The sequence below is a fragment of the Janthinobacterium sp. FT14W genome, from assembly GCF_009208755.1.
In the GTDB taxonomy this organism is placed as follows: Bacteria; Pseudomonadota; Gammaproteobacteria; order Burkholderiales; family Burkholderiaceae_D; genus Janthinobacterium; species Janthinobacterium violaceinigrum.
Genome location: NZ_WFLL01000025.1, coordinates 70,976 through 92,042, shown reverse-complemented (window position 1 = coordinate 92,042; position 21,067 = coordinate 70,976). Strand labels below are relative to the sequence as shown.

Annotated in this window: 19 protein-coding genes and 1 tRNA gene; 7 read left to right on the top strand and 13 right to left on the bottom strand. The window is 64.9% G+C overall.

The window, feature by feature from the left end; genetic code table 11:
- Positions 1-1,135 (top strand): alpha/beta hydrolase family esterase (locus GCN74_RS17475; protein WP_152257856.1); only part of this gene is annotated, 1,135 nt, incomplete at its 5' end.
- Positions 1,136-1,139: 4 nt separating this feature from the next.
- On the opposite strand, the gene GCN74_RS17470 is transcribed toward GCN74_RS17475, so the two are convergent.
- The 3 genes from GCN74_RS17470 to GCN74_RS17460 all read right to left on the bottom strand — a co-directional run bounded on the left by GCN74_RS17470 (position 1,140) and on the right by GCN74_RS17460 (position 5,668).
- Positions 1,140-2,291 (bottom strand): two-component system response regulator, encoded by a 1,152-nt coding sequence (locus GCN74_RS17470; RefSeq protein ID WP_152257855.1) that lies wholly within the window; start codon positions 2,289-2,291, stop codon positions 1,140-1,142.
- A gap of 31 nt (positions 2,292-2,322) precedes the next feature.
- Positions 2,323-5,370 carry a response regulator gene (locus tag GCN74_RS17465; protein WP_152257854.1) on the bottom strand — a complete coding sequence of 1,016 codons (3,048 nt, stop codon included), beginning with the start codon at positions 5,368-5,370 and terminating at the stop codon, positions 2,323-2,325.
- 94 nt (positions 5,371-5,464) lie between these two features.
- A complete protein-coding gene (locus GCN74_RS17460) occupies positions 5,465-5,668 on the bottom strand; it encodes a cysteine-rich CWC family protein (RefSeq protein WP_152257853.1) in 204 nt (67 codons plus the stop codon).
- Between the two features lie 231 nt (positions 5,669-5,899).
- On the opposite strand from GCN74_RS17460, the gene argB reads away from it, so the two are divergent.
- Both argB and GCN74_RS17450 read left to right on the top strand, forming a co-directional pair.
- Entirely contained in the window at positions 5,900-6,793 is an 894-nt protein-coding gene (gene argB, locus GCN74_RS17455; protein WP_010393729.1) for an acetylglutamate kinase, read from the top strand.
- Positions 6,794-6,857: 64 nt separating this feature from the next.
- Positions 6,858-6,932 (top strand) — tRNA-Thr (locus tag GCN74_RS17450).
- Between the two features lie 144 nt (positions 6,933-7,076).
- Here GCN74_RS17450 and GCN74_RS17445 read toward each other — a convergent pair.
- Positions 7,077-7,946 (bottom strand): TraB/GumN family protein, encoded by an 870-nt coding sequence (locus tag GCN74_RS17445; RefSeq protein ID WP_226939093.1) that lies wholly within the window; start codon positions 7,944-7,946, stop codon positions 7,077-7,079.
- 90 nt (positions 7,947-8,036) lie between these two features.
- Between GCN74_RS17445 and GCN74_RS17440 the strand changes: the two genes are divergently transcribed.
- The 3 genes from GCN74_RS17440 to pabB all read left to right on the top strand — a co-directional run bounded on the left by GCN74_RS17440 (position 8,037) and on the right by pabB (position 11,296).
- A complete protein-coding gene (locus GCN74_RS17440) occupies positions 8,037-8,771 on the top strand; it encodes a pyrimidine 5'-nucleotidase (protein WP_152257851.1) in 735 nt (244 codons plus the stop codon).
- Positions 8,772-8,873: 102 nt separating this feature from the next.
- Positions 8,874-9,449, top strand: a complete 576-nt coding sequence (gene slmA, locus GCN74_RS17435) for a nucleoid occlusion factor SlmA (RefSeq protein ID WP_152257850.1) — start codon at positions 8,874-8,876, stop codon at positions 9,447-9,449.
- Between the two features lie 8 nt (positions 9,450-9,457).
- Positions 9,458-11,296: an aminodeoxychorismate synthase component I gene (gene pabB / locus GCN74_RS17430; protein WP_152257849.1), complete on the top strand. Its 1,839-nt coding sequence runs from the start codon at positions 9,458-9,460 to the stop codon at positions 11,294-11,296.
- Here pabB and GCN74_RS17425 read toward each other — a convergent pair.
- Both GCN74_RS17425 and GCN74_RS17420 read right to left on the bottom strand, forming a co-directional pair.
- Positions 11,289-11,651 carry a DUF1428 domain-containing protein gene (locus tag GCN74_RS17425; RefSeq protein ID WP_152257848.1) on the bottom strand — a complete coding sequence of 121 codons (363 nt, stop codon included), beginning with the start codon at positions 11,649-11,651 and terminating at the stop codon, positions 11,289-11,291. The two genes, pabB and GCN74_RS17425, sit on opposite strands and share 8 nt — an antisense overlap.
- 116 nt (positions 11,652-11,767) lie before the next feature.
- Complete coding sequence (locus GCN74_RS17420) at positions 11,768-12,361, bottom strand: glutathione peroxidase (protein ID WP_152257847.1); 594 nt, start codon at positions 12,359-12,361, stop codon at positions 11,768-11,770.
- Positions 12,362-12,542: 181 nt separating this feature from the next.
- On the opposite strand from GCN74_RS17420, the gene GCN74_RS17415 reads away from it, so the two are divergent.
- A complete protein-coding gene (locus GCN74_RS17415; RefSeq protein WP_152257846.1) occupies positions 12,543-13,679 on the top strand; it encodes a poly(3-hydroxybutyrate) depolymerase in 1,137 nt (378 codons plus the stop codon).
- A 144-nt stretch (positions 13,680-13,823) separates the two neighbouring features.
- Here the strand turns inward: GCN74_RS17415 and gabD are convergent, their stop codons facing one another.
- From gabD to GCN74_RS17380, 7 genes are all read right to left on the bottom strand, one after another.
- Positions 13,824-15,278 carry an NADP-dependent succinate-semialdehyde dehydrogenase gene (gabD, locus tag GCN74_RS17410; RefSeq protein ID WP_152257845.1) on the bottom strand — a complete coding sequence of 485 codons (1,455 nt, stop codon included), beginning with the start codon at positions 15,276-15,278 and terminating at the stop codon, positions 13,824-13,826.
- A 92-nt stretch (positions 15,279-15,370) separates the two neighbouring features.
- On the bottom strand, positions 15,371-16,213 hold the full coding sequence (locus tag GCN74_RS17405; protein WP_152257844.1) for a PPK2 family polyphosphate kinase: 843 nt from the start codon (positions 16,211-16,213) through the stop codon (positions 15,371-15,373).
- Complete coding sequence (locus tag GCN74_RS17400) at positions 16,210-16,632, bottom strand: CoA-binding protein (RefSeq protein ID WP_152257843.1); 423 nt, start codon at positions 16,630-16,632, stop codon at positions 16,210-16,212. Before GCN74_RS17400 ends, GCN74_RS17405 begins: the two co-directional genes overlap by 4 nt.
- A gap of 66 nt (positions 16,633-16,698) precedes the next feature.
- On the bottom strand, positions 16,699-17,352 hold the full coding sequence (locus GCN74_RS17395; protein ID WP_152257842.1) for a bifunctional 2-keto-4-hydroxyglutarate aldolase/2-keto-3-deoxy-6-phosphogluconate aldolase: 654 nt from the start codon (positions 17,350-17,352) through the stop codon (positions 16,699-16,701).
- A gap of 13 nt (positions 17,353-17,365) precedes the next feature.
- The gene (locus GCN74_RS17390; protein ID WP_152257841.1) at positions 17,366-18,259 is read right to left on the bottom strand and encodes an SMP-30/gluconolactonase/LRE family protein; all 894 of its coding nucleotides are present in this window, start codon (positions 18,257-18,259) and stop codon (positions 17,366-17,368) included.
- A gap of 14 nt (positions 18,260-18,273) precedes the next feature.
- Complete coding sequence (gene araD, locus GCN74_RS17385) at positions 18,274-20,004, bottom strand: L-arabinonate dehydratase (protein ID WP_152257840.1); 1,731 nt, start codon at positions 20,002-20,004, stop codon at positions 18,274-18,276.
- Positions 20,001-21,014, bottom strand: coding sequence for a 2-dehydro-3-deoxygalactonokinase (locus tag GCN74_RS17380; RefSeq protein WP_152257839.1), 1,014 nt, complete (start codon positions 21,012-21,014; stop codon positions 20,001-20,003). The genes araD and GCN74_RS17380 overlap by 4 nt, the downstream gene beginning before the upstream one ends.
- Between the last annotated feature and the right edge of the window lie 53 nt (positions 21,015-21,067).

Here is a 21,067-nt window from a genome sequence, read left to right as displayed (position 1 = left end):
GGCAGCCGCGCCGCAGCCACCACCGCCGATGCGCGACATCAATCCGCCACCGGCGCCTGCAGCAGGCGCCCAGCCGCAAGCGGCCGCCGCACCGGACACGCCAGCTGCGCCGCCCACGCCCGCGCAGGCGGCGCAGGACTTCGCGCAGGATTTCATGGCGCGCCTGGGCGTGCCTGTCGGCCTGGGGCAGCACGGCTTCGACATGCCCAGCTTCGAGCTGCCGAATTTTCATCCGCCCGGCTTCAACGCGCCGGCCACCGCGCCGGCGGAAATGCCCGCTGGCGCGCAGTTCATCGATGGCGTGTACCGCAACCACGCGGGCACGCGTTCGTACAAACTGTATATCCCCAGCAGCTATCACGGCCAGGCCATGCCGCTGATCGTCATGCTGCACGGCTGCACGCAGAACCCCGACGACTTCGCCGCCGGCACGCAGATGAATGCGCTGGCCGAAGAAAAGGAGTGTTTTGTCGTCTACCCGGCACAGACGCAGGGCGCCAACAGCTCGCGCTGCTGGAACTGGTTCAACGCCATCGACCAGCAGCGCGACCAGGGCGAGCCGTCGCTGATCGCCGGCATCGCCCAGCAAGTCATCGACGAATACCCCGTCAATGAGCGCGCAGTGTTCGTCGCCGGCCTGTCGGCGGGCGGCGCCATGGCCGTCATCGTCGGCACCCTGTACCCCGACGTGTTTGCCGCCGTCGGCGTGCATTCGGGCCTGCCGTTCGCCTCGGCACAGGACTTGCCGTCGGCGCTGGCCGCCATGAAGGGCGGCGCCATGCCCAACGCCCGGCGCCAGGCGCCGGCGGGCGGCGTGCCCATCATCGTCTTCCACGGCGACCGCGACACCACCGTCAACCCGCGCAATGGCGACGAACTGATCGCCCAGGGCGTGCGCAGCCAGGCCGGCGGCAAGGCGGCCAGGGCCGACTCCATCGATGGCAGCGTGCCGAATGGCCACCGCTACACGCGCACCACGCACCGCCAGGCCGACGGCTCGCCGCTGGGGGAACACTGGGTGATCCACGGCGCCGGCCACGCGTGGTCGGGCGGCAGCGGTAGCGGCAGCTATACGGACGGCAAGGGCCCGGACGCCAGCCGCGAGATGCTGCGCTTCTTCAAGACCGTCAGCTGATCCGTCAGCTGATTTCTTCAGCGAACGGCGCCACCTGTCGCTGCTTGTCGGCGATCTCGCATACGCCGTCGGCATAGCGGTTGGAGATGGCGATGAACTGGTCCTGGATTTCCAGGAAAGCGTCGACGATCTCGGCGTCGAAGTGCGAACCGCGTCCCTCGACGATGATCTGCACGGCCTGTGCATGGCCCATGCCCTGCTTGTAGATGCGCCGGCTGATCAGGGCGTCGTACACGTCCGCCAGCGCCATCAGGCGCGCCGAAATCGGGATGTCTTCGCCGGCGAGCCCTTGCGGGTAGCCGCTGCCATCCCATTTTTCATGGTGGCTGTAGGCGATCTCTTTCGCGTACTTGAGGAAATCGACTTCGATGCCCAGCTCGTGCTCGGCCGCCAGGATGGCGTCGCGCCCCAGGGTGGTGTGCGTCTTCATGATGGCCATTTCGTGCGGCTCGAAACGTCCCGGCTTGAGCAGGATATGGTCGGGGATGCCCACCTTGCCGATGTCGTGCAGCGGCGCCGTCTTGAACAGCAGTTCGATATTCTTGTCCGTCAAAAAATCGCGGAAGCGCGGCAAGCCGCGCACCTTCTCGGCCAGCGCCTTCAGGTAGTGCGAGGTGCGGCGGATATGGTTGCCCGTCTCGCTGTCGCGCGTCTCGGCCAGCGAAGCCATGGCGTGGATGGTGACATCCTGCAGCGCCTTGACTTCCTGCACGCGGCGCTCCACCTCCGTTTCCAGGTACTGGTTCTGGTCGCGCAGGAAATCCTGCATCTGCTTCATCGCCAGCTGCGTCTTGATGCGCGCCAGCACGATGGGCGCCGAGATCGGCTTGGTGATGTAGTCGACGGCGCCCAGGGCCAGGCCCAGCTGCTCGTCGGCCACTTCGCTCATGGCGGTCACGAAGATCACGGGAATGGCGGCCGTGGCGGGATCGGCCTTCAGCGCGCGGCACACGTCGTAGCCGCTCATGCCCGGCATCATGATGTCGAGCAGGATCAGGTCGGGCTGGTCGCTGCCGGCGGCGATCTTCAGGGCGCGTTCGCCATTGACGGCGATCTTGGTGCGGTAATCGTCTTCCAGCACCGCGCGCAGCAGGTCGATATTGTCTGGCGTGTCATCGACCACCAGGATGGTTGGCTTGCTTGCCGGCACTCTCATGCCCGTCCTTCGCTTTGCATAGTTATCCTTGTCACAGTGTCAGCTCCAGCGCATCGGCCACCTCGCCCAGCTGCGCCAGCGCACCTTCGAAATCGTATTGTCCCAGCATGCGCTTCAGCTGGCGCGCATGTTCCGCCTGGCCCGCCGCGACCAGCACGGGGCCGATGCCGTCGAGGTGCCTGACGGCCTGCGCATCGTCCTGCTGCAGCAGCTGCGACAACTCGCGCAAGCCCGCCTCCAGGTGCGCCCGGTCCACTGCGGCCACCTGCACCACCGGCGCACCGCCCGCCTCGGCCGCATTGCTGCGCGCCTGCATGGCCAGCACGATCTTCGGCACCAGTTCGTCGAGCGCCAGGGTGCAGGCCGCCAGCGCCTGCGGCAAGCCGTCGTGCGAGCCCAGGCTGAGCAAATGCTCGACCCGCGCGGCGCTGTCGGCCAGGCCGCCGGCGCCGATATTGCCGGCCAGGCCCTTCAGGGTATGCGCTTCGCGGATCGCCGTCTCGAGCTGGTTGTTCTCGATGGCGGCAACGATGCGCTGCATGGCATCGAACTGGGTTTCCACAAAACGGTCCAGCAATTTTCGCATCAAAGCGGCATTGCCGCCCACGCGGCGCATGGCCTCCGCCATTTTCAGGCCGGCGATCACGGGCAACTCCGCTTCCGGCTGCGCCACCACCGCCGTCATTTCCTGCGGCGCGGCCGGCGCGATCCAGCGCGCCAGCGTACCAAACAGCTGCGCCACGTCGATCGGCTTGGCGATGAAATCGTTCATGCCGGCATCCAGGCATTTTTCCTTGTCGCCCACCATGGCATTGGCCGTCATGGCGATCACGGGCAGATTCGAATAACGGGGGTCCTGGCGCAGCTTGCGGGTGGCCTGGTAGCCATCCATCACGGGCATCTGGCAATCCATCAGCACGCCGTCATAGGCGTTTTCCTCGATCTTCGCCAGCGCGATGGCGCCGTTGCCGGCGATATCGACGCGGATGCCGGCGTCGTTGAGAATATGCTGCGCCACTTCCTGGTTCACCTCATTGTCTTCCACCAGCAGCAGCCAGGCGCCGCGCAGCGCGCGTTCGTCGTCGCGGTAGCTGCTCTGGCGCTGCGTCTTGCGGCTCTGCCCCGTCACGCCGCCAAACACGAACGAGATCTGGTCGAGCAGGGTCGAGGCGCTGACCGGCTTGTTCAATACGCCGTCGAGCGGCAATTCGCGCTGGCGCGCCGCCTCCAGCAGCGCTTCGCGGTGGAAGGCCGTGACCATGATGCAGGCCGGCGTCGCATCGATGCCGGCGGCATCGGCGCGGATGCCGGCCAGGGTATCGAGACCGTTCATGCCCGGCATTTTCCAGTCCATCAGCACCAATCCGTACGGCCGCCCCTCGGCACGCGCCTGCGCCACTGCGCCGATGGCCAGCACGCCGCCATACACGGCACGCGCCTCGAAGCCCAGCGCCGTCAGCATGCTGACGAAGATTTCACGCGCGCTGGGGTTGTCGTCGACCACCAGCACGCGCAGGCCCTGGAATTGCAGCGGCACCGGCAGGCTGTCGCGCGGCACGGCGGCCAGGCCGAAGCGGGCCGTAAAGAAAAAGGTACTGCCCACGCCCGCTTCGCTGACCAGGTCAATCTCGCCTTCCATCATTTCCACCAGGCGCTTGCTGATGGTCAGTCCCAGGCCCGTGCCGCCATGGTGGCGCGTGGTCGAGGTGTCGGCCTGGGTAAAGGCCTGGAACAGCTTGCTGCGCTGGGGCGGCGTCAGCCCGATGCCCGTGTCGCGCACGTCCACGCGCAGGACCGCCGCATGCTCCTCGAGCTGCTGCAAACGGATGGTGACGACGATCTCGCCCTTGTCCGTAAATTTGATGGCATTGTTGGTCAGGTTGATCAGTACCTGCCCCAGGCGCAGCGGATCGCCCTGCAATGCGTTCGGCACGTCGGGGCCGATGTCGAACAGCAGTTCCAGCCCCTTGTCCTGGGCCCGCATCACGGACAGGTCGGCGATCTGCGCCAGCACGTCCTCGAGGAAAAAATCGACTTTTTCAAAGGCCATCTTGCCCGCCTCGATCTTCGAGAAATCGAGGATATCGTCGATGATGGCCAGCAGGTTCTTCGAAGCCGATTCCACCTTCTCCAGGTAGTTGCGCTGGGTCGACGTGAGGTCCGTCTGCAGCGCCAGGTGGGTCATGCCGATGATGCCGTTCATGGGCGTGCGGATCTCGTGCGACATATTGGCCAGGAAGTCCGACTTCATCTTGGTCGCATCCTCGGCCACTTCGACGGCGTGGCGCAGGTCCTGTTCGACGGCCAGGCTGGTGCTCATGTCCTTGAGCGCCTGCAGCAATTCGCCCGTCTCGTCGCGCGACGTCACTTCGATGATGGAACTGAGGTCGCCATTGGCCACGCGCGTGGCGATCGCCACCGCCTCGCCCAGCGGGCGCGTGATCGAGCGCGCCGACCAGGCAAAGGCCAGGCCCGTCAGCAGGGCAGCCAGGCCGATGCCGCCCATCAGCAGCAGCGAGGTGTCGATGTCGTTGCGTATCCTGGCCGCGCTGTCGCGGATCTGCTGCTGCTGCAAGTCGTCAAGCTGGCCCACGTACAGCAGCACCTTTTCCAGCACCGGCAACGTTTGCGTCTGCATCGCCTGCTCCGCGCCGGCATCGTCCCCCTGCCCGACCAGTGCGAACAGGGACTGCAGGGACGTGTAATAGCCGGCGCGCGCCTGGTGCATCTGCTGCAGCAGGCGCCGCTCGTCGGGCCGCGCATCGAGCCCGTCGAGGATGCGCACCTGGTCGTCGATGCCTTGCCGGATCGCCTCCAGGCGTTCCTGGTTCGCCTGGCGCTGCGCCAGCCTGTGCTGGCTTGGCAGGCTGGCAATGCGCGTGGCCGCCTCGCGCGCCAGGCTGTGGATCTTGCTGGTGGCCTTGGCCGCAACCCAGTCGCGCTGCAGGATATCGTCCGTCTCGGCGCGGATGGCATAGATACGGCTGCCCGCCAGTACGATGACGACCAGCATCAGCACGATCAAAATGGCATAACCGGCATTGATGCGCACGCCGATCCGGATATCCCTGAAGCGCATGACTTTCCTATCAGAAATTCTTAAAAAGCGAAGTCTGAACGTATTCCCCTACAGAATGCAAGGTTTATTGCAAAGCAATTGCATGCCGAAGCGCTTAATTGGCCGACGTTGCTGCTTTTGCGGGAAGCGGCAGCGCGGCGATATGCGCCTGCAGGCAAGCCGGGCACCAGCAGCCGATGGCGCTGCTGCCCGGCACGGGCATGGCGGGCGGCAGCGCCGTGCACCAGCATGGTCCGCTGGCCTGGGGGTCCGTCTGGCCACATTGGAAAGTGGCGCCGCAGCGGCTGCACTGGCTCATGGCTGTGTTTGAATTGGCAAGTGTGTGGCACGCCAGGTCGCCGCGCGACGCAGATGTAACTGGCAGTAAAAGGGCTGGCTGGCGGACATATCGGACCAGACTATAGGATGATCAGGGAAAATACAACAAGATCGCCCTATAATGCCTCCAAGATTTTCGTCTTCCCTGTAAAATCTCACCAATCTATTTTCCGGACTCGCCATGAATCAACTAGCTAACTTGAACCTGGACATGAATGACGACTTGACGGCGGTGTCGCCGCAAATCAAGGCGCAGATTCTGGCCGAGGCCCTCCCCTACATCCGCAATTTCCACGGCAAGACCATCGTCATCAAATACGGCGGCAATGCCATGACGGACGAACGCCTGAAGCACGGCTTCGCGCGCGACGTCATCCTGCTCAAGCTGGTCGGCATGAATCCCGTCGTGGTCCACGGCGGCGGACCGCAGATCGACAATGCGCTGAAAAAAATCGGCAAGCAAGGCACCTTCGTGCAAGGCATGCGCATCACCGACGAAGAAACCATGGAAGTGGTGGAGTGGGTGCTGGGCGGCGAAGTGCAGCAGGATATCGTCATGCTGATCAACCATTACGGCGGCCAGGCCGTCGGCCTGACGGGCAAGGATGGCGGCTTGATCCGCGCGCGCAAGATGCAGATGCCGGACCGCGAACATCCGGGCGAATTCCTCGACATCGGCTTCGTCGGCGAGATCGACGCGATCAACCCGGCCGTCGTCAAGGCGCTGCAGGACGATGCCTTCATTCCCATCATCTCGCCGATCGGTTTCGGCCAGGACGGCCAGGCCTACAACATCAACGCCGACGTGGTGGCGGGCAAGATCGCGGAAATCCTGAAAGCGGAAAAGCTGATCATGATGACCAATATCGCCGGCGTCCAGGACAAGCAGGGCAACCTGGTGACCGACCTGTCGGCGCGCGAAATCGACGAGATGTTCGCCGACGGCACGATCTCGGGCGGCATGCTGCCGAAGATCTCGTCCGCGCTCGACGCCGCCAAGTCCGGCGTGAACACGGTGCACATCATCGATGGCCGCATCGAACACTCATTATTGCTGGAAGTGTTGACCGAGCAGGCTTTTGGTACTATGATCCGTTCGCACTAAAAAATCGCCGTGCATCACGGCGAGTAGTTTGGCGGCGCAGATCACCTGGCGCCGCTTTTAATTTGCCCTTGTAGCTCAGTGGTAGAGCACTCCCTTGGTAAGGGAGAGGCCACGTGTTCGATCCACGTCAAGGGCACCATCGACTTATCCCCGTATCTGAAAAATGTCCATGGCGGCGTTGTACTGCCTCGCCGTACATGCGTACTGTCTTCGTCAGTACGCCTTGCCCTGAACACTCTTCCATCTGCTCTGCCGCCGTTGCTTGCGCGGCTAAGCCAGCAGCTCAATACACCCGCTCGACCCTCAAGCCCTTCTGACGCAATAGATCCGGGACGCTTTTCGTGCCCACCAGGTGCAGCACGCCGATGGCGGCCAGGCTGGATTTTTCGCGTGCCAGCAGTTTGGCGATGCCGTCGGCCAGGGCGGGGTTGCGGCCGTCGAGCAGCACTTTCTGCACGAACTGGGCGGCGAACGACGGGTCTTGCGCCGCTTTGGCCGCCAGTTTGTCGAAGGCAGCCGCATCGGCCGTGCGCCAGGCGTCGGCGATCTCGCGCGCTTCCTGGCTTTGCTCCTGGTCCTCGATCGACACCACGCCGTCTTCCAGGAAGCGGCACTGGTCGGCCGGCGACATGGCGCCGAACAGCGCCATCTGGCCTTCCATCGATTCGAGTTCCACCACGGGGATCTTGCGCGCCTTGGCCTGCTGCGACAGATAATTGTCCACCGCCAGTTCCGAGCGGTAGCCCAGCGTGGAAAATTCGCCGATGGCCAGCATGCTGGCCAGCATCCACGGCTTCATCGGCGCCACCGATTCGGCCGGAATGCCGTATTTTTGCAACAACGGCGCCAGGCGCGGCGCCAGGGTCTGGCGGCAGTCAGGCGGCACCTTGCTGCCTGGCGCTTCCATGCCGTACTTCAGCACGGCGCCCATGGCGGCGCGCGGATCGGCGCCGGGATCGATCTCCAGCGCCAGCGCCCCGGCCTGCTGCAGCGCCTGCGTCACCGTCGGCTCGAGCGGATAAAAATCGGGTGCGCCGACATGGATGGTGCCGAACAAATACAGGGTGTGGCCCCCATCCTGCACCTTGAACAGGGCCCCCCGGTTTTGCGCCACGGGTGCCGCGTCGGCAAAGGCCGCCTGCAACGGCAGCAAGAATAATCCGCAAAACATCACTATAATCTGGCGTCGCATGGTTTTCCTGATTGTTGAATTTTTCATCTTCTCTCGCTAGCAAAGACTCCTGTGCCTGTGTCCCATCTTAACCGCTCGTCGCCGGTCTGGCTGTTTGACCTCGACAACACGCTGCACAATGCCTCGCACGCCATCTTTCCCACCATCACGGCCAATATGAACACCTATATTGCCCGCGTACTGGGCGACGGCGTGACGCCGGCCGACGACGCCGTCGTCAATGCGGCGCGCGCGGCCTACTGGCGCCGCTATGGCGCCACCTTGCTGGGCATGGTCAAGCACCACCAGGTGCAAGCCGCGCACTTCCTCCACGAGACCCATGCGTTCGACGATTTGCGCGCCATGATACGCGCCGAGAAGGGACTGGGGGCTTTACTCAAACGCCTGCCTGGCCGTAAAATTTTACTCACCAATGCGCCGCTGCGCTATTCGAGCGACGTCATGCGCCACCTGGGCCTGCGCCAGCACTTTGCGCAGCATATCGCCATCGAGGCGATGCACGTGCACCGCCAGCTGCGGCCCAAGCCATCGACCCTGATGCTGCGCAAGCTGATGCGCAAGCACCAGCTCCGCCCGGGCCGCTGCATCCTGGTGGAAGACACCCTGGCCAACCTGAAGGGGGCAAAAAAGCTGGGCCTGCGCACGGCCTGGGTCACGCAATACCTGAAAATGGCCGATCCGATCGGCGTGGCCAAGCTGCCCAAGGCGTTAAATCGCCCCGCTTACGTCGATGTCAAAGTAAAATCTGTCCGGCATTTGGCACGCCGCCTTCACCGACTGCGTTGAAGGGGATTCCTGGGCTTCCGGTTGACGCCGGAAGCTGCACCGCTAGCGGCGGTGACGGACCTCCCCATCAAGGCAGCATTTTTTTTAACGACAAGAGAAAATATGGCAAGCACACCGCCGGGCCAACGCAGGCTACAAATTCTTCAGGCCCTCGCCGCAATGCTGGAGCAGCCGAAAGGCGAAAAGATCACCACGGCCGCACTGGCGGCCAGACTGGCCGTCTCGGAAGCGGCCCTGTACCGCCATTTCGCCAGCAAGGCGCAAATGTTCGAAGGGCTGATCGAATTCATCGAGTCGAGCGTTTTCGGCCTGATCAACCAGATCGCGGAAAAGCACAGCGACGGCATGACGCAGACGCGCGACATCGTCGGCATGCTGCTCAATTTCGCCATCAGCAATCCGGGCATGACGCGCGTGCTGATCGGCGACGCCCTGGTCAATGAGGACGAACGCCTGCAAGTGCGCATGAACCAGTTCTACGACCGCGTGGAACTGGCGCTCAAGCAGGCCTTGCGCGTGGCCGCCGCCGAAGGCCATGGCAAGGAAAGCGAAGTGGCGGCGCGCGCCACCCTGATCGTCGGCTACGTCATCGGACGCTGGCACCGCTACGCCAAGAGCGGCTTCAAGATCAATCCATCCCAGGAAGCGGCGCTGCAAATCGCCATGCTGCTGGGATAGCTGTCCCCATGCCTGCCGACTGCTTCGCCCTGCTCGACGACGCCAGCACGCCCGGCGCCGGTTCGCGCCTGTACACGGGCCTGGCGGCGGTCCTGGAATGCACCGAGGGCAGCGGGTGGCCAGCCCTGCTCGCAGGGCTGCAAGAGGCCTTGCAACGCGGCCAGCACGCCGTCAGCGTGTGCAGCTACGAACTGGGCGCGCACTTGCTGGCCATGCCGCCGCGCGCGGCCGGCACCGACGCGCCGCCGCTGGCGCAAGTGCTCGTCTTTGAACACTGCACGCCGCTGTCGCAGGATGAGGTGCTGCAGTGGCTGGACGAGCGCGTCCGCGAGGACGCCGCGCCGGCCGGCGTGGCCAACATCCGCGCGAACGTGGATCAGGCCGAATTCACGCGTGCGCTGCATCGCATCCACGACTACATCGTGGCCGGCGATACCTACCAGGTCAACTACACCTACCGTTTGCGCTTCGACGCCTTCGGCTCGCCCCTGGCCCTGTATGCGCGGCTGCGCGCGCGCCAGCCCGTGCCGTACGGCGCGCTGGTGATGCTGCCCGATGGCGGCGCCCTGCTGTCGCTGTCGCCCGAGCTGTTCGTGCGCCATGCGCAGGGCGAGCTGACGGCGCGTCCCATGAAAGGCACGGCGCCGGCCGCCCCTGCCGAACAGACGCAGGAAAACGCGCGCCGCGCCAGCGCCCTGGCCAGCGATCCGAAAAACCGCGCGGAAAACCTGATGATCGTCGACCTGCTGCGCAACGACATCGGCCGCATCGCCGCCACGGGGTCCGTCACGGTGCCGGCCCTGTTCGAGGTGACGCGCTACAGCAGCGTGCTGCAAATGACGTCGACCGTGCAGGCGCGCCTGCGCGACGACGCCAGCCTGGCCGACATCTTCCAGGCCTTGTATCCGTGCGGCTCGATCACGGGCGCGCCGAAACGCCGCACCATGGAAATCATCGCCGAGCTGGAGCCGGCGCCGCGCGGCATCTATACGGGCGCCATCGGCTGGTTCGATCCGCCACACGCCGGCACTACCCACCCGGTGGGCGACTTCTGCATGTCTGTGCCGATCCGCACCCTGGCCCTGCAGCCGGCAGGCCCTGGCGGCATCCGGCGCGGCGAGATGGGCGTGGGCGCCGGCATCGTGCTCGACAGCAACCCGCAGGAGGAGTTTGCAGAGTGCCAGCTCAAGGCCCGCTTCCTCACGGGACTGGCCAACGACTTCGAACTGTTCGAGACCCTGCACGCCAGCCGCACCGGCGGCTGCCGCCAGCAGGAGCGCCACCTGGCGCGCCTGGCCGCCTCCTGCGCCTACTTCGGTTTCGCCTGGGACGAGAATGCCGCCCGCACCGCGCTGCAGGCCGCCTGCGCGCAGCGGCCGGACGATGCGCCATTCCGCCTGCGCCTGGCGCTGCGCCAGGATGGCCAGTGCACGGTGCAAAGCGGCGCCCTCGCCGCCCTGCCGGACACGGTCGGCGTCCTGCTGGCACCCGACGCCACGATTGCCGACGACCTGTTCCTGCGCCACAAGAGCAGCGTGCGCGCGCGCTATGACGCGGCCTGGCGCGCGGCCGAGGCGCAAGGCGCTTTCGACATGCTGTTCTTCAATGAGCTGGGCCAGCTGACGGAAGGCGGGCGCAGCAATGTGTTCGTGAAACTCGATGGCCGCTGGCACACGCCCCCGCTATCCTGCGGTTTGCTGCCCGGCGTGCAGCGCGCGGCCATGCTGGCCGATCCCGCCTGGGACGCGCAGGAAACCATCATCACGCGCGCCATGCTGGCGCAAGCCGAGGCCATCGTCGTGTGCAATGCCCTGCGCGGGGCGCTGCCCGCAAAGCTGCTTATTTGATATCGACCTGCATTTCATAACCGCCGTAGATCATCCGCTTGCCATCGAACGGCAGCTTTTCCGGGTCCATCATCTCGGCCAGGCGCGGGTCTTTCATGACCTTGTCGTTGATTTCATCGCGCCTGGCGCGCGATTCGAACACGATCCAGGAAAACACCACCACTTCGCCATCCTGCAAGTCCACTGCCTGCGGAAACGATGTCAGCTTGCCCGGCTTGACATCGTCGCCCACGCATTCGCGAAATTCCTGTGCGCCATATTCGCGCCAGACGGCGCCGCAGGCGCGCGACATGGCCAGATAGGTATCGAGCTTGGCTTTCGGTACGGGCACCACAAATCCATCGACATACGCCATGATGTTCTCCTTTGTTGTGACAAACGCGAACACCCAGCTTAGGACAGTGATGGCAAGACGACAAGCGCGGCATTGAAAAAAAAGCAGGCGTTCAAGCCTGCTTGTATGTCGGCAACTTACATCGCCAGCGCTTTTTCCACCGCACCCACCAGTTTCTTGTCGTCCGGCGTCACCTTGCTGGGGAAACTTTCCACCACCTTGCCGTGGCGGTCGATCAGGTATTTATGGAAATTCCAGGCGGGCGTCTTGCCCGTCTGCTTGATCAGATCCACGTACAGGGGATTCGGCGCCGGGCCCGACACCACCGACTTGGCGAACATGGGGAATTTCACGCCATAGGTGTTGTAGCAGAAATCGGCGATTTCCTTGCTGTTGCCCGGCTCCTGCTTGCCGAAATCGTTCGACGGGAAGCCCAGCACCACCAGTCCCTTGCTGCCGTACTTGGCGTACAGCGCCTCGAGTCCTTCGTATTGGTTGGTAAAACCACAATAACTGGCCGTATTCACCACCAGCACGACCTTGCCCGCGTACTGGCACAGGTTTTGCGGCGCTTCATCCTGCAAGCGGTTGAACGTCTGCTTGAGGATGGCGGGGCAGGCGGCCGGTGCGGCGGCAGCCGTGGCGGCTTCCGCAGCATGGGCGGGGATGGCCAGGCTGGCACTGGCGGCAAGGGTGGTCAGCGCAAACAGCTGGGCAAAGGTCTTGGACATGAGGGGCACCATGGTGGGAAGGAAAAAAACCATTCTATGTCAAACGCTGCGCGCGCGTATGAGAGCAGCAACAACAGCGATAGCTTGAGCGACATCAACAACCATGCAGTACTTGCCCAAGGCACAGTTTTTTTACCTATGCTCGGCCTTCCTGTCCTTTTTCTTGTCTTGTGGAGATGCCATGCCCTTCCCCGCCCTTTCCCGTCCCGTCTGCGCATTGCTGGCCGCCGGCCTGCTGACCCTCGCGCCGGCCGGCGCCCACGCCGCCACTGCCGTCAAGGCCGCCAAGGCCGTCACGCCCGCCGCGACAAGAGACGCCCCTGCCCTGCCCGGCTACCAGGCCGACCTGAGCCAGACCACCGTGTCCGGCCTGTCTTCGGGCGGCTTCATGGCCGCGCAATTTGCCGTCGCCTACTCGGCCAGCGTTGCCGGCGCCGGCATCATCGCGGGCGGCCCGTATTTCTGCTCGGGCCAGCCGGGCCGCTTCCCCTACATTCCCTACCTGACGAATGCCCTGACCACCTGCATGAATCCGGGCAGCGCGCAGGTGGCGCCGCCCGTGGCCAGCGAATTGCTGCGCGCAGCGAACGATTTTGCGCGCATGCGCCTGATCGACGACACGGCCAACCTGAAACGCCAGCGCGTGTATCTGTTCAGCGGCACGAAAGACCAGACCGTGACGCAGCCCGTGGTGGAACAAGTGGGAAAATTCTATGCCCTGGCGGGCACGCCGGCCGAGCAGATCCGCTACGTCGACAATGTCGGCGCAGGCCATGCCATCATCACGGACAACAATCAGGACACGGCTTGCGACGTGACGGCGTCGCCCTTCATCAATGACTGCGACTTCGTGCAGGCGCGCGACATCCTGCAGCACCTGTACCCGGGGCTGCAGCCCGCGTCGGCCACGCTGACGGGCAAGCTGATCTCCTTCAACCAGCGCAGCTTCATCCAGAGCGCGTACTCGAGCATGAACAATACGGGCTACGCCTATATCCCGAAAGCCTGCGACAGCGAGAGCTGCCGCGTGCACGTGGTGTTCCACGGCTGCCTGCAAACGACGCAAGCCATCGGCGACCGGTTCTATACCAGCACCGGCTACAACCAGGTAGCGGACGCCAACAAGATCATCGTGCTGTACCCGCAGGCCGAACCGAGCCCCGTCTACCCGTACAACCCGAAAGGCTGCTGGGATTTCTGGGGCTACACCAGCCTCAATCCGATCGACCCGGACTTCTACCGCAAGAGCGGCACGCAGATGCAGGCGGTCAAGGGCATGCTGGACAGGTTGGGATCGGCTCGCAACAGCCGTCGCTAACAGACGTCACGGATGCTTGAGAAGATCGTAGCGAGCGGCAACGATTTCTGGCCAGGAAGCGCAGCTGTACTAGGTACGGGGCCGCCGAGGCAGCGCGCATCGCAGGCCGGAAAGCGCGCCGCCCAGCAGATTTAATCCAGTATCCTAGATGCCGCCCATGCAGATGTACTTGATGACCAGGTAGTCTTCGATGCCGTAGGTCGACCCTTCGCGGCCCAGGCCCGATTGCTTGACGCCGCCGAAGGGTGCGATCTCGTTCGAGATCAAGCCCGTATTGACGCCGACCATGCCCGTTTCCAGGCCTTCGGCCACGCGCCAGATGCGGCCGATGTCGCGCGAATAGAAGTAGGCGGCCAGGCCGAATTCCGTGTTGTTGGCCAGGGCGACGACTTCATCGTCCGTCTTGAAGCGGAACAGGGGCGCCAGCGGACCGAAGGTTTCTTCCGTGGCCACGCGCATGTCGTTCGTCACGTCGGCGATGATGGTCGGCTCGAAGAAGCCGTTGCCCAGCGCGTGGCGCTTGCCGCCAGCGAGCAGGCGGCCGCCCTTGCCCAGCGCGTCGGCCACGTGTTCTTCCACCTTGGCGACGGCCTTGGCGTCGATCAGCGGGCCTTGCGTGACGCCCGCCTCGATGCCATTGCCCACCTTCAGCTTGGCCACGGCGGCCACCAGCTTGTCGGCAAACGCGTCATACACGCTGTCCTGCACGTACAGGCGGTTGGCGCACACGCAGGTCTGGCCCGCATTGCGGTATTTCGAGGCGATGGCGCCTTCCACGGCCGCATCCAGGTCGGCGTCGTCGAAAACGATGAACGGCGCGTTGCCACCCAGTTCCAGCGACAGCTTCTTGATCGTCGGCGCGCATTGCTCTGCCAGCAGGCGGCCCACCTGGGTCGAACCCGTAAACGTCAGCTTGCGCACGATGGGGTTCGACGTCATTTCGCCGCCGATGTCCTTCGGCGCGCCCGTGACGATGCTGAACACGCCCGCAGGCACGCCCGCGCGCTCGGCCAGCACGGCCAGCGCCAGCGCGGAAAACGGCGTCGCTTCGGCCGGCTTGAGGACCATCGGGCAGCCGGCGGCCAGGGCCGGGCCGACTTTGCGGGTGATCATGGCGGCGGGGAAATTCCACGGCGTGATGGCGGCGCACACGCCGATCGGCTCCTTGGTAATGACCAGGCGGCGGTCCGGCCATGGCGATTGCAGGGTATCGCCTGCGACGCGCTTGCCTTCTTCGGCAAACCACTCGATGAACGAGGCGCCGAACTGCACTTCGCCCTTTGCTTCCGGCAGGGGCTTGCCCTGCTCGGTGGTCATGATCAGCGCCAGGTCATCGGCGTTTTCCAGGATCAGGTCATGCCAGCGGCGCAGCACGGCCGCGCGCTCCTTGGCCGTCTTCTTGCGCCAGGCAGGCCAGGCGGCATTGGCCGCCTCGATGGCGCGGCGCGTCTCGGCCGTGCCCATCAGGGGCACCGTACCGATATGCTCGCCCGTGGCGGGATTGCTCACATTAATCGTCTGGCCACCATCGGCATCGGCCCAGGCTCCATTCACGTAAGCCTGGTGACGCAACAAGGTAGGATCTTTCAACTGCAGCATATGCATCTCCGGTCTGGTTTGAATTATCGACGAGGGATACTATGCCACAGCGCGGCCGATTCCGCAGGCGCAGCGCCAAACTCCCCCAAGCGCTACTCGACCTTGAAAGACGACAGTTTCGGGTCCGGCGCCGGGTATTCCAGCTTCATGCCCTGCAGGGTTTCCAGCAGCAGCGAGGCCACCACCAGGTTGCGCTGGGTCTTGGAATTCGATGGCACCACGTACCAGGGCGCATGGTCGGCGTCGGTTTCGCGGATGGCCGTTTCATAGGCGCGCTGGTAGCCATCCCACTTCTTGCGCTGGGCGATATCGTTGGGATCGAACTTCCACTGGCGGTCGGGATCGTCGAGCCGCTCCTGCAGCCGTCCCCGCTGTTCGTCCTTGGAGATATGCAGGAAGACTTTCAGGATGACGGTGCCCGTTTCGCTCAGCATGCGCTCGAAATCGCGGATCTGCGCGTAGCGGCGCTGGCATTCGGCCTTGTCGATCATGTCCTGCACGCGCGTGATCAGCACATCCTCGTAATGGCTGCGGTTGAAGATGGCGATCTCGCCCTTGACGGGCACGTGCTGGTGCACGCGCCACAGGTAATCGTGCGCCAGCTCGATATCGGTGGGGCCCTTGAACGCCACGGCGCGGATGCCCATCGGGTTGATATTGCTGAAGATGGCCTTGACGGTGCCGTCCTTGCCCGACGTATCCATGCCCTGCAGGACCAGCAGCACCTTCTTTTTGTGCTGCGCGTACAGCATGCTCTGGCACTCGGCGATCTGCGCCGTCAGCGCCACGGTTTCCTCGCGGTCCAGCGCCTTGCACTGGGCCGCCGTCAGCTTCTTGTTTGCCGCCTTGGTGGCGGCGCCCAGCAGGCGCTTGCCCGCGAAATCCTCGTTCAGGTCGAAGTCCTTCCCGGCCCGGAATTGCGTGCGCGCCTTCATGCCGCCACCGCCAGCTTGCGGTGCTCGATTTTCGTGCAGTGGTCCATTACCACTTCCAGCCCCGCCGCGCGCGCCAGGCCCGCCGCCTCTTCATTGACGATCTCCAGCTGCAGCCACAGGCAGCGCGCCTGGACGGCGATGGCTTCCTCGGCGATGGGAAGAATGTCTGCCGGCTTGCGGAAGCAGTCGACGATATCGATGCGCGCCGGCGCGACGGCGGCCGCCGCCTCGGTCAGGGACGCATAGGCGTGCTGGCCCAGCACCTGCTTGCCGGCCAGGGCCGGATTGACAGGCAACACGCGGTAGCCATGCTGCAGCAGGTAATCGGCCACTTCGTGGCTGGCGCGTTCGGGCTTGTCGGACATGCCGACGATGGCGATGATGCGGCTGTCTTGCAGGATGCGGGCGATGTTGGACATATTCTGTTCGTGGTTGGGCGTGCGACATTGCCCGCCTAGCGTAGCAGAATTATCCAGCGCAGGGAGCTATCCAGAAGACCTAGAAGTCCGCACGGCCGCCATCTTCGCCACGAATGCCTGCGCGCGCGCCGTCACCGCCGCGTAATCGCCCGTGGCGCCCGGGCCACTCAGGCTGCTGCCGATGCCCACGGCCACGGCGCCGCTGGCAAACCATTCATCGAGGTTCTCCACCGTCACGCCGCCCGTGGGCATCAATGGCGCTTGCGGCAACGGCGCGCGCAGGGCCTTGATGTAGGCGGGGCCGAACATCTCGGCGGGGAAGACCTTGACGATGTCGGCGCCCGCCTGCAGCGCCGTGACGATTTCCGTCGGCGTCATCGCCCCCGGCATGGCCAGCACCTGGTAGCGCTGGCACAGCGCGATGGTCTCCACGTTCACGCCGGGGGAGATGATGAACTGGGCGCCGGCCAGGATGGCGGCGCGTGCCGTCTCCGTATCGAGCACCGTGCCCGCGCCCAGCAGCACGTCATGGCCGTGGCGTTCGCGCAGGGTGCGCAGCACGCCCAGGGTATCGGGCGTGGTGAAGGCCACTTCCAGCGCCGTGATGCCGCCGGCGATGCACGCCTCGGCGATCTGCACGGCCGTCTGCGCCGAAGGGGCGCGCACGATGCCCACCATGCCCCGTTCTAGGATGCCCTTGAAAACCAGGTGCTTTTGCATATGCTCTCTCCTGTCAGGCCGGCAGGGTGCCGAAGCGCACTTCCGGCAAGCCGCGCAAGCCAGGCTGGCGCGCATGAAACAATCCGCCGGCCAGCGGTTCGCTCTCCAGCTGTGCCGGCGTCAGGTTTTCCTGGGCCGTCGTGACGAACAGCTCGTCATAATCGGGGCCGCCCAGGCTCACGCAGCTGGGCTGCGACACGGGCAAGCCGATCGCGCGCTCGATGCTGCCGTCCGGCGCGAAGCGCAAGACCCGGCCGGCACCCCACTGCGCGCTCCACAGGTGGTCGTGCGCATCGATGGTGGCGCCATCGGCGGCGCCGGGGCCGGGATCGAGCACGGCAAACACGCGCACCCGGCTGGCGTCGCCCCCCAGGTAATCGTCCCAGCGGTAGATCGCCTTCTGCATCGAGTCGCAAAAATACATGGCCGTGCCATCGACGCTGAAGCAGATGCTGTTCGAGATGGCGATCTGCGGCAGCGGCAGGCGCTCCAGGGTCAGGTCCAGGTTGAGGCGGTAGAAGCTGGCGATGGCATCGCGGCACGGGCGTTCATCGAGCGTGCCGAAGACAAAGCGCCCCTGGCGGTCGCAGCGGCCATCGTTCAGGCGCGTCATGGGCAAGTCGCCCTCCACCGTGTGCAAGGGCGTGACGGCCCCGCTGCGCGCGTCAAACCACGCCAGCCGCGAGGCCAGTCCCAGCAGCAGCACCTCGGCGTTGTCCGTCAGCGCGAAGCAGGCCAGGCGCTCGGGCATGTCCCAGCGCTGGCGTTCGCCCGTGGCCAGCACCAGCGCATGCAACTGGCAGCCTTCGATATTCGTCCAGAAAACGCGGCCGCTGCGTTCGCACCAGCGCACGCCCTCGCCCAGGAAATCCTGCGCATCGACCAGTAATTGGGCCTGTGTCCCCATGTCTGTTCCTTCTTTCAATGTGATTCGCGCGGAACCGCCGAGCCCCGGCAACCGACGAGGAAGTCGAGGTCCGCGCCTTCGTCGGCCTGCGTCACGTGCTTGATGTACATCGACTGGTAGCCGCCCTTCATGGCCGGTGGCGGCGCGCTCCATTCTGCCCGCCGGCGCGCCAGCTCGGCCTCGTCAACGTCCAGGTGCAAGCGCCGTCCCGCCACGTCCAGCTCAATCATGTCGCCATCGCGCACCAGGGCCAGCGGCCCGCCCACGGCCGCTTCCGGCGCCACGTGCAGCACCACCGTGCCGTAGGCCGTGCCGCTCATGCGGGCGTCCGAGATGCGCACCATGTCGCGCACGCCCTGTTCCAGCAGTTTTTTCGGCAATCCCATATTGCCCACTTCGGCCATGCCCGGATAGCCCTGCGGGCCGCAATTTTGCAGCACCATCACGCAGCTGGCGTCGATATCGAGCGCCGGATCGTCGACGCGCTTTTTATAGTGCTCGATGCTGTTGAAGACGACGGCGCGGCCGCGGTGCTGCATCAGCTCGGGCGAAGCGGCGGAGGGCTTGATGACGGCGCCGCGCGGGGCCAGGTTGCCGTGCAGGACGGCGACGCCGCCCTCGTCCTTGAATGGCTGCGCCAGCGGCGTGATCACGGCGGGATTGAAGTTTTCCGCCTCGGCCACGTTGACGGCCATGCTGGCGCCCGTGACGGTGAGCGCCTCGCCATGCAGTTTGCCCAGCAGGTCGCGGATGATCACCGGCAGGCCACCCGCATAGTAGAAATCTTCCATCAGGTACTGGCCCGACGGCATCAGGTTCAGCAGGCACGGTATGTCGCGCCCCAGGCGGTCCCAGTCGGCCAGGCGCATGTCCACGCCGATGCGCCCCGCGATGGCCAGCAGGTGGATCACCGCATTCGTCGAGCCGCCGATGGCGCCGTTGACCATGATGGCGTTTTCAAACGCTTCGCGCGTGAGGATCTGCGACAGTTTCAGGTCTTCGCGCACCATGTCGACGATGCGCCGGCCCGTCAGCTGCGCCTGCAGCTTGCGGCGCGCATCGACGGCGGGAATGGCGGCGTTGCCGGGCAGGGTCACGCCCAGCGCTTCGACCATGCTGGCCATGGTGGAAGCCGTGCCCATGGTCATGCAGTGTCCGGCGGAACGCGACATGCACGATTCGGCCTGCTTGAATTCGCTGGAGGTCATGCGCCCGGCCCGCACGTCTTCGGAAAACTTCCACACATCCGTGCCCGAACCGATCGGTTTGCCCCGGTAATTCCCGTTCAGCATGGGGCCGCCCGACAGCACGATGGTGGGCAAGTCCACGCTGGCCGCGCCCATCAGCAGGGCCGGGGTGGTCTTGTCGCAGCCCGTCAGCAGCACCACGCCGTCGATCGGGTTGGCGCGGATCGATTCCTCGACATCCATGCTGGCCAGGTTACGGAACAGCATGGCCGTCGGGCGCAGATTCGTCTCGCCCAGCGACATCACGGGAAATTCGACGGGAAAGCCGCCCGCCTCGAGCACGCCGCGCTTGACCATCTCGGCCAGGTCGCGGAAATGGCCATTGCAGGGCGTCAGTTCGGACCAGGTATTGCAGATGCCGATGACGGGACGGCCATCGAAGGCATCGCCAGGATAACCCTGGTTCTTCATCCAGCTGCGGTGGATGAAACTGTCCTTGTCGTCGCCGCCAAACCACGCTTGCGAACGCAGCTGGAGCTGCTTTTTATTGTCACTCATACTGTCTCCTGCGGGGAAATCAAGCCGCGCGCGGCGGCGATCAGCAGCGCACCGTGGCCAGCCAGATTTGCCTGCTGCTGGTCGTCGACGATGATGCGCTTGCCATAAAAAAATCCGTGTTCTTCGATCAGCAGCCCGAGCGCCTGGCGCAGCATGGGCTTGCCGGTGATGACGAGCGGGGTATCGGGCCGCATCTGGATGGCGGTGCTGTTACGCAGCGCCAGCAAGTCGCCGCTGAGCACCGCGCCCATCAGGAAATTGGCCCGCTCGTTGCATTCGATGGCGCTGAACTGGCCCAAGGTGCGCACGCTGAAGCAGGCGCGCGCCAGTCCCGTCTTTTGCGCCGCGGCCGCGCCGGCCAGCAGCATTTTCGGCACCAGGGTCTGCGCAAAACCGCCGTCGACCGATTGCTTGATCAGGGTGTGCTGCGTGATCGCCTGCAGCAGCTCGCCCGCGATGGTGGTGCTGCAGCCGAGGATGCGGCGCTGCTCGTCCACGCTGATCAACTTGGTATGCGAGCCGGGCATGATCAAGGTCGCCGCGCCCCGCAATTGCAGACGTTCGAGCAGCGCGACGACTTCCGTCTCTTCGCCGCGCATCATGTCCATCGCCTCGACGTTATGCAGGCCGACGGCGCCATGCTGGTTGCGCACGCCGGGAATCAGCCACAGGGGCCGCGCCAGCACGTCGGGCAGGTCCACCGCCTGCATGCCTTGCGCCAGCTGGGCCAGGCCGGCGGGTGCCGGCAAATGCGGCACTTCCTGCACGCCCATGGGCGAGGTGATCATGCCCGAGGCCAGCGCCAGGTCCACCTCGGACGGCGCGATGCGCGCGCTGGCCAGCACGCTGGCGATGGTGTCGCGCAGCGCCTGTTTCAGCGCGCCGTTATGGCCATCGATGGCGGTATTGCGCACGCCCGTTTCCAACTGCGCCTGGGCGACGACGGCGCCTGCGCGCCACAGCAAGGTACGCGTATTGGTAGTGCCGGCATCGATGGTGAGTATGTTCATGGGCAGGTTCGCGGCGTCGGTAAGGGCAAAAATAAATGAGGGAAAAACTACCT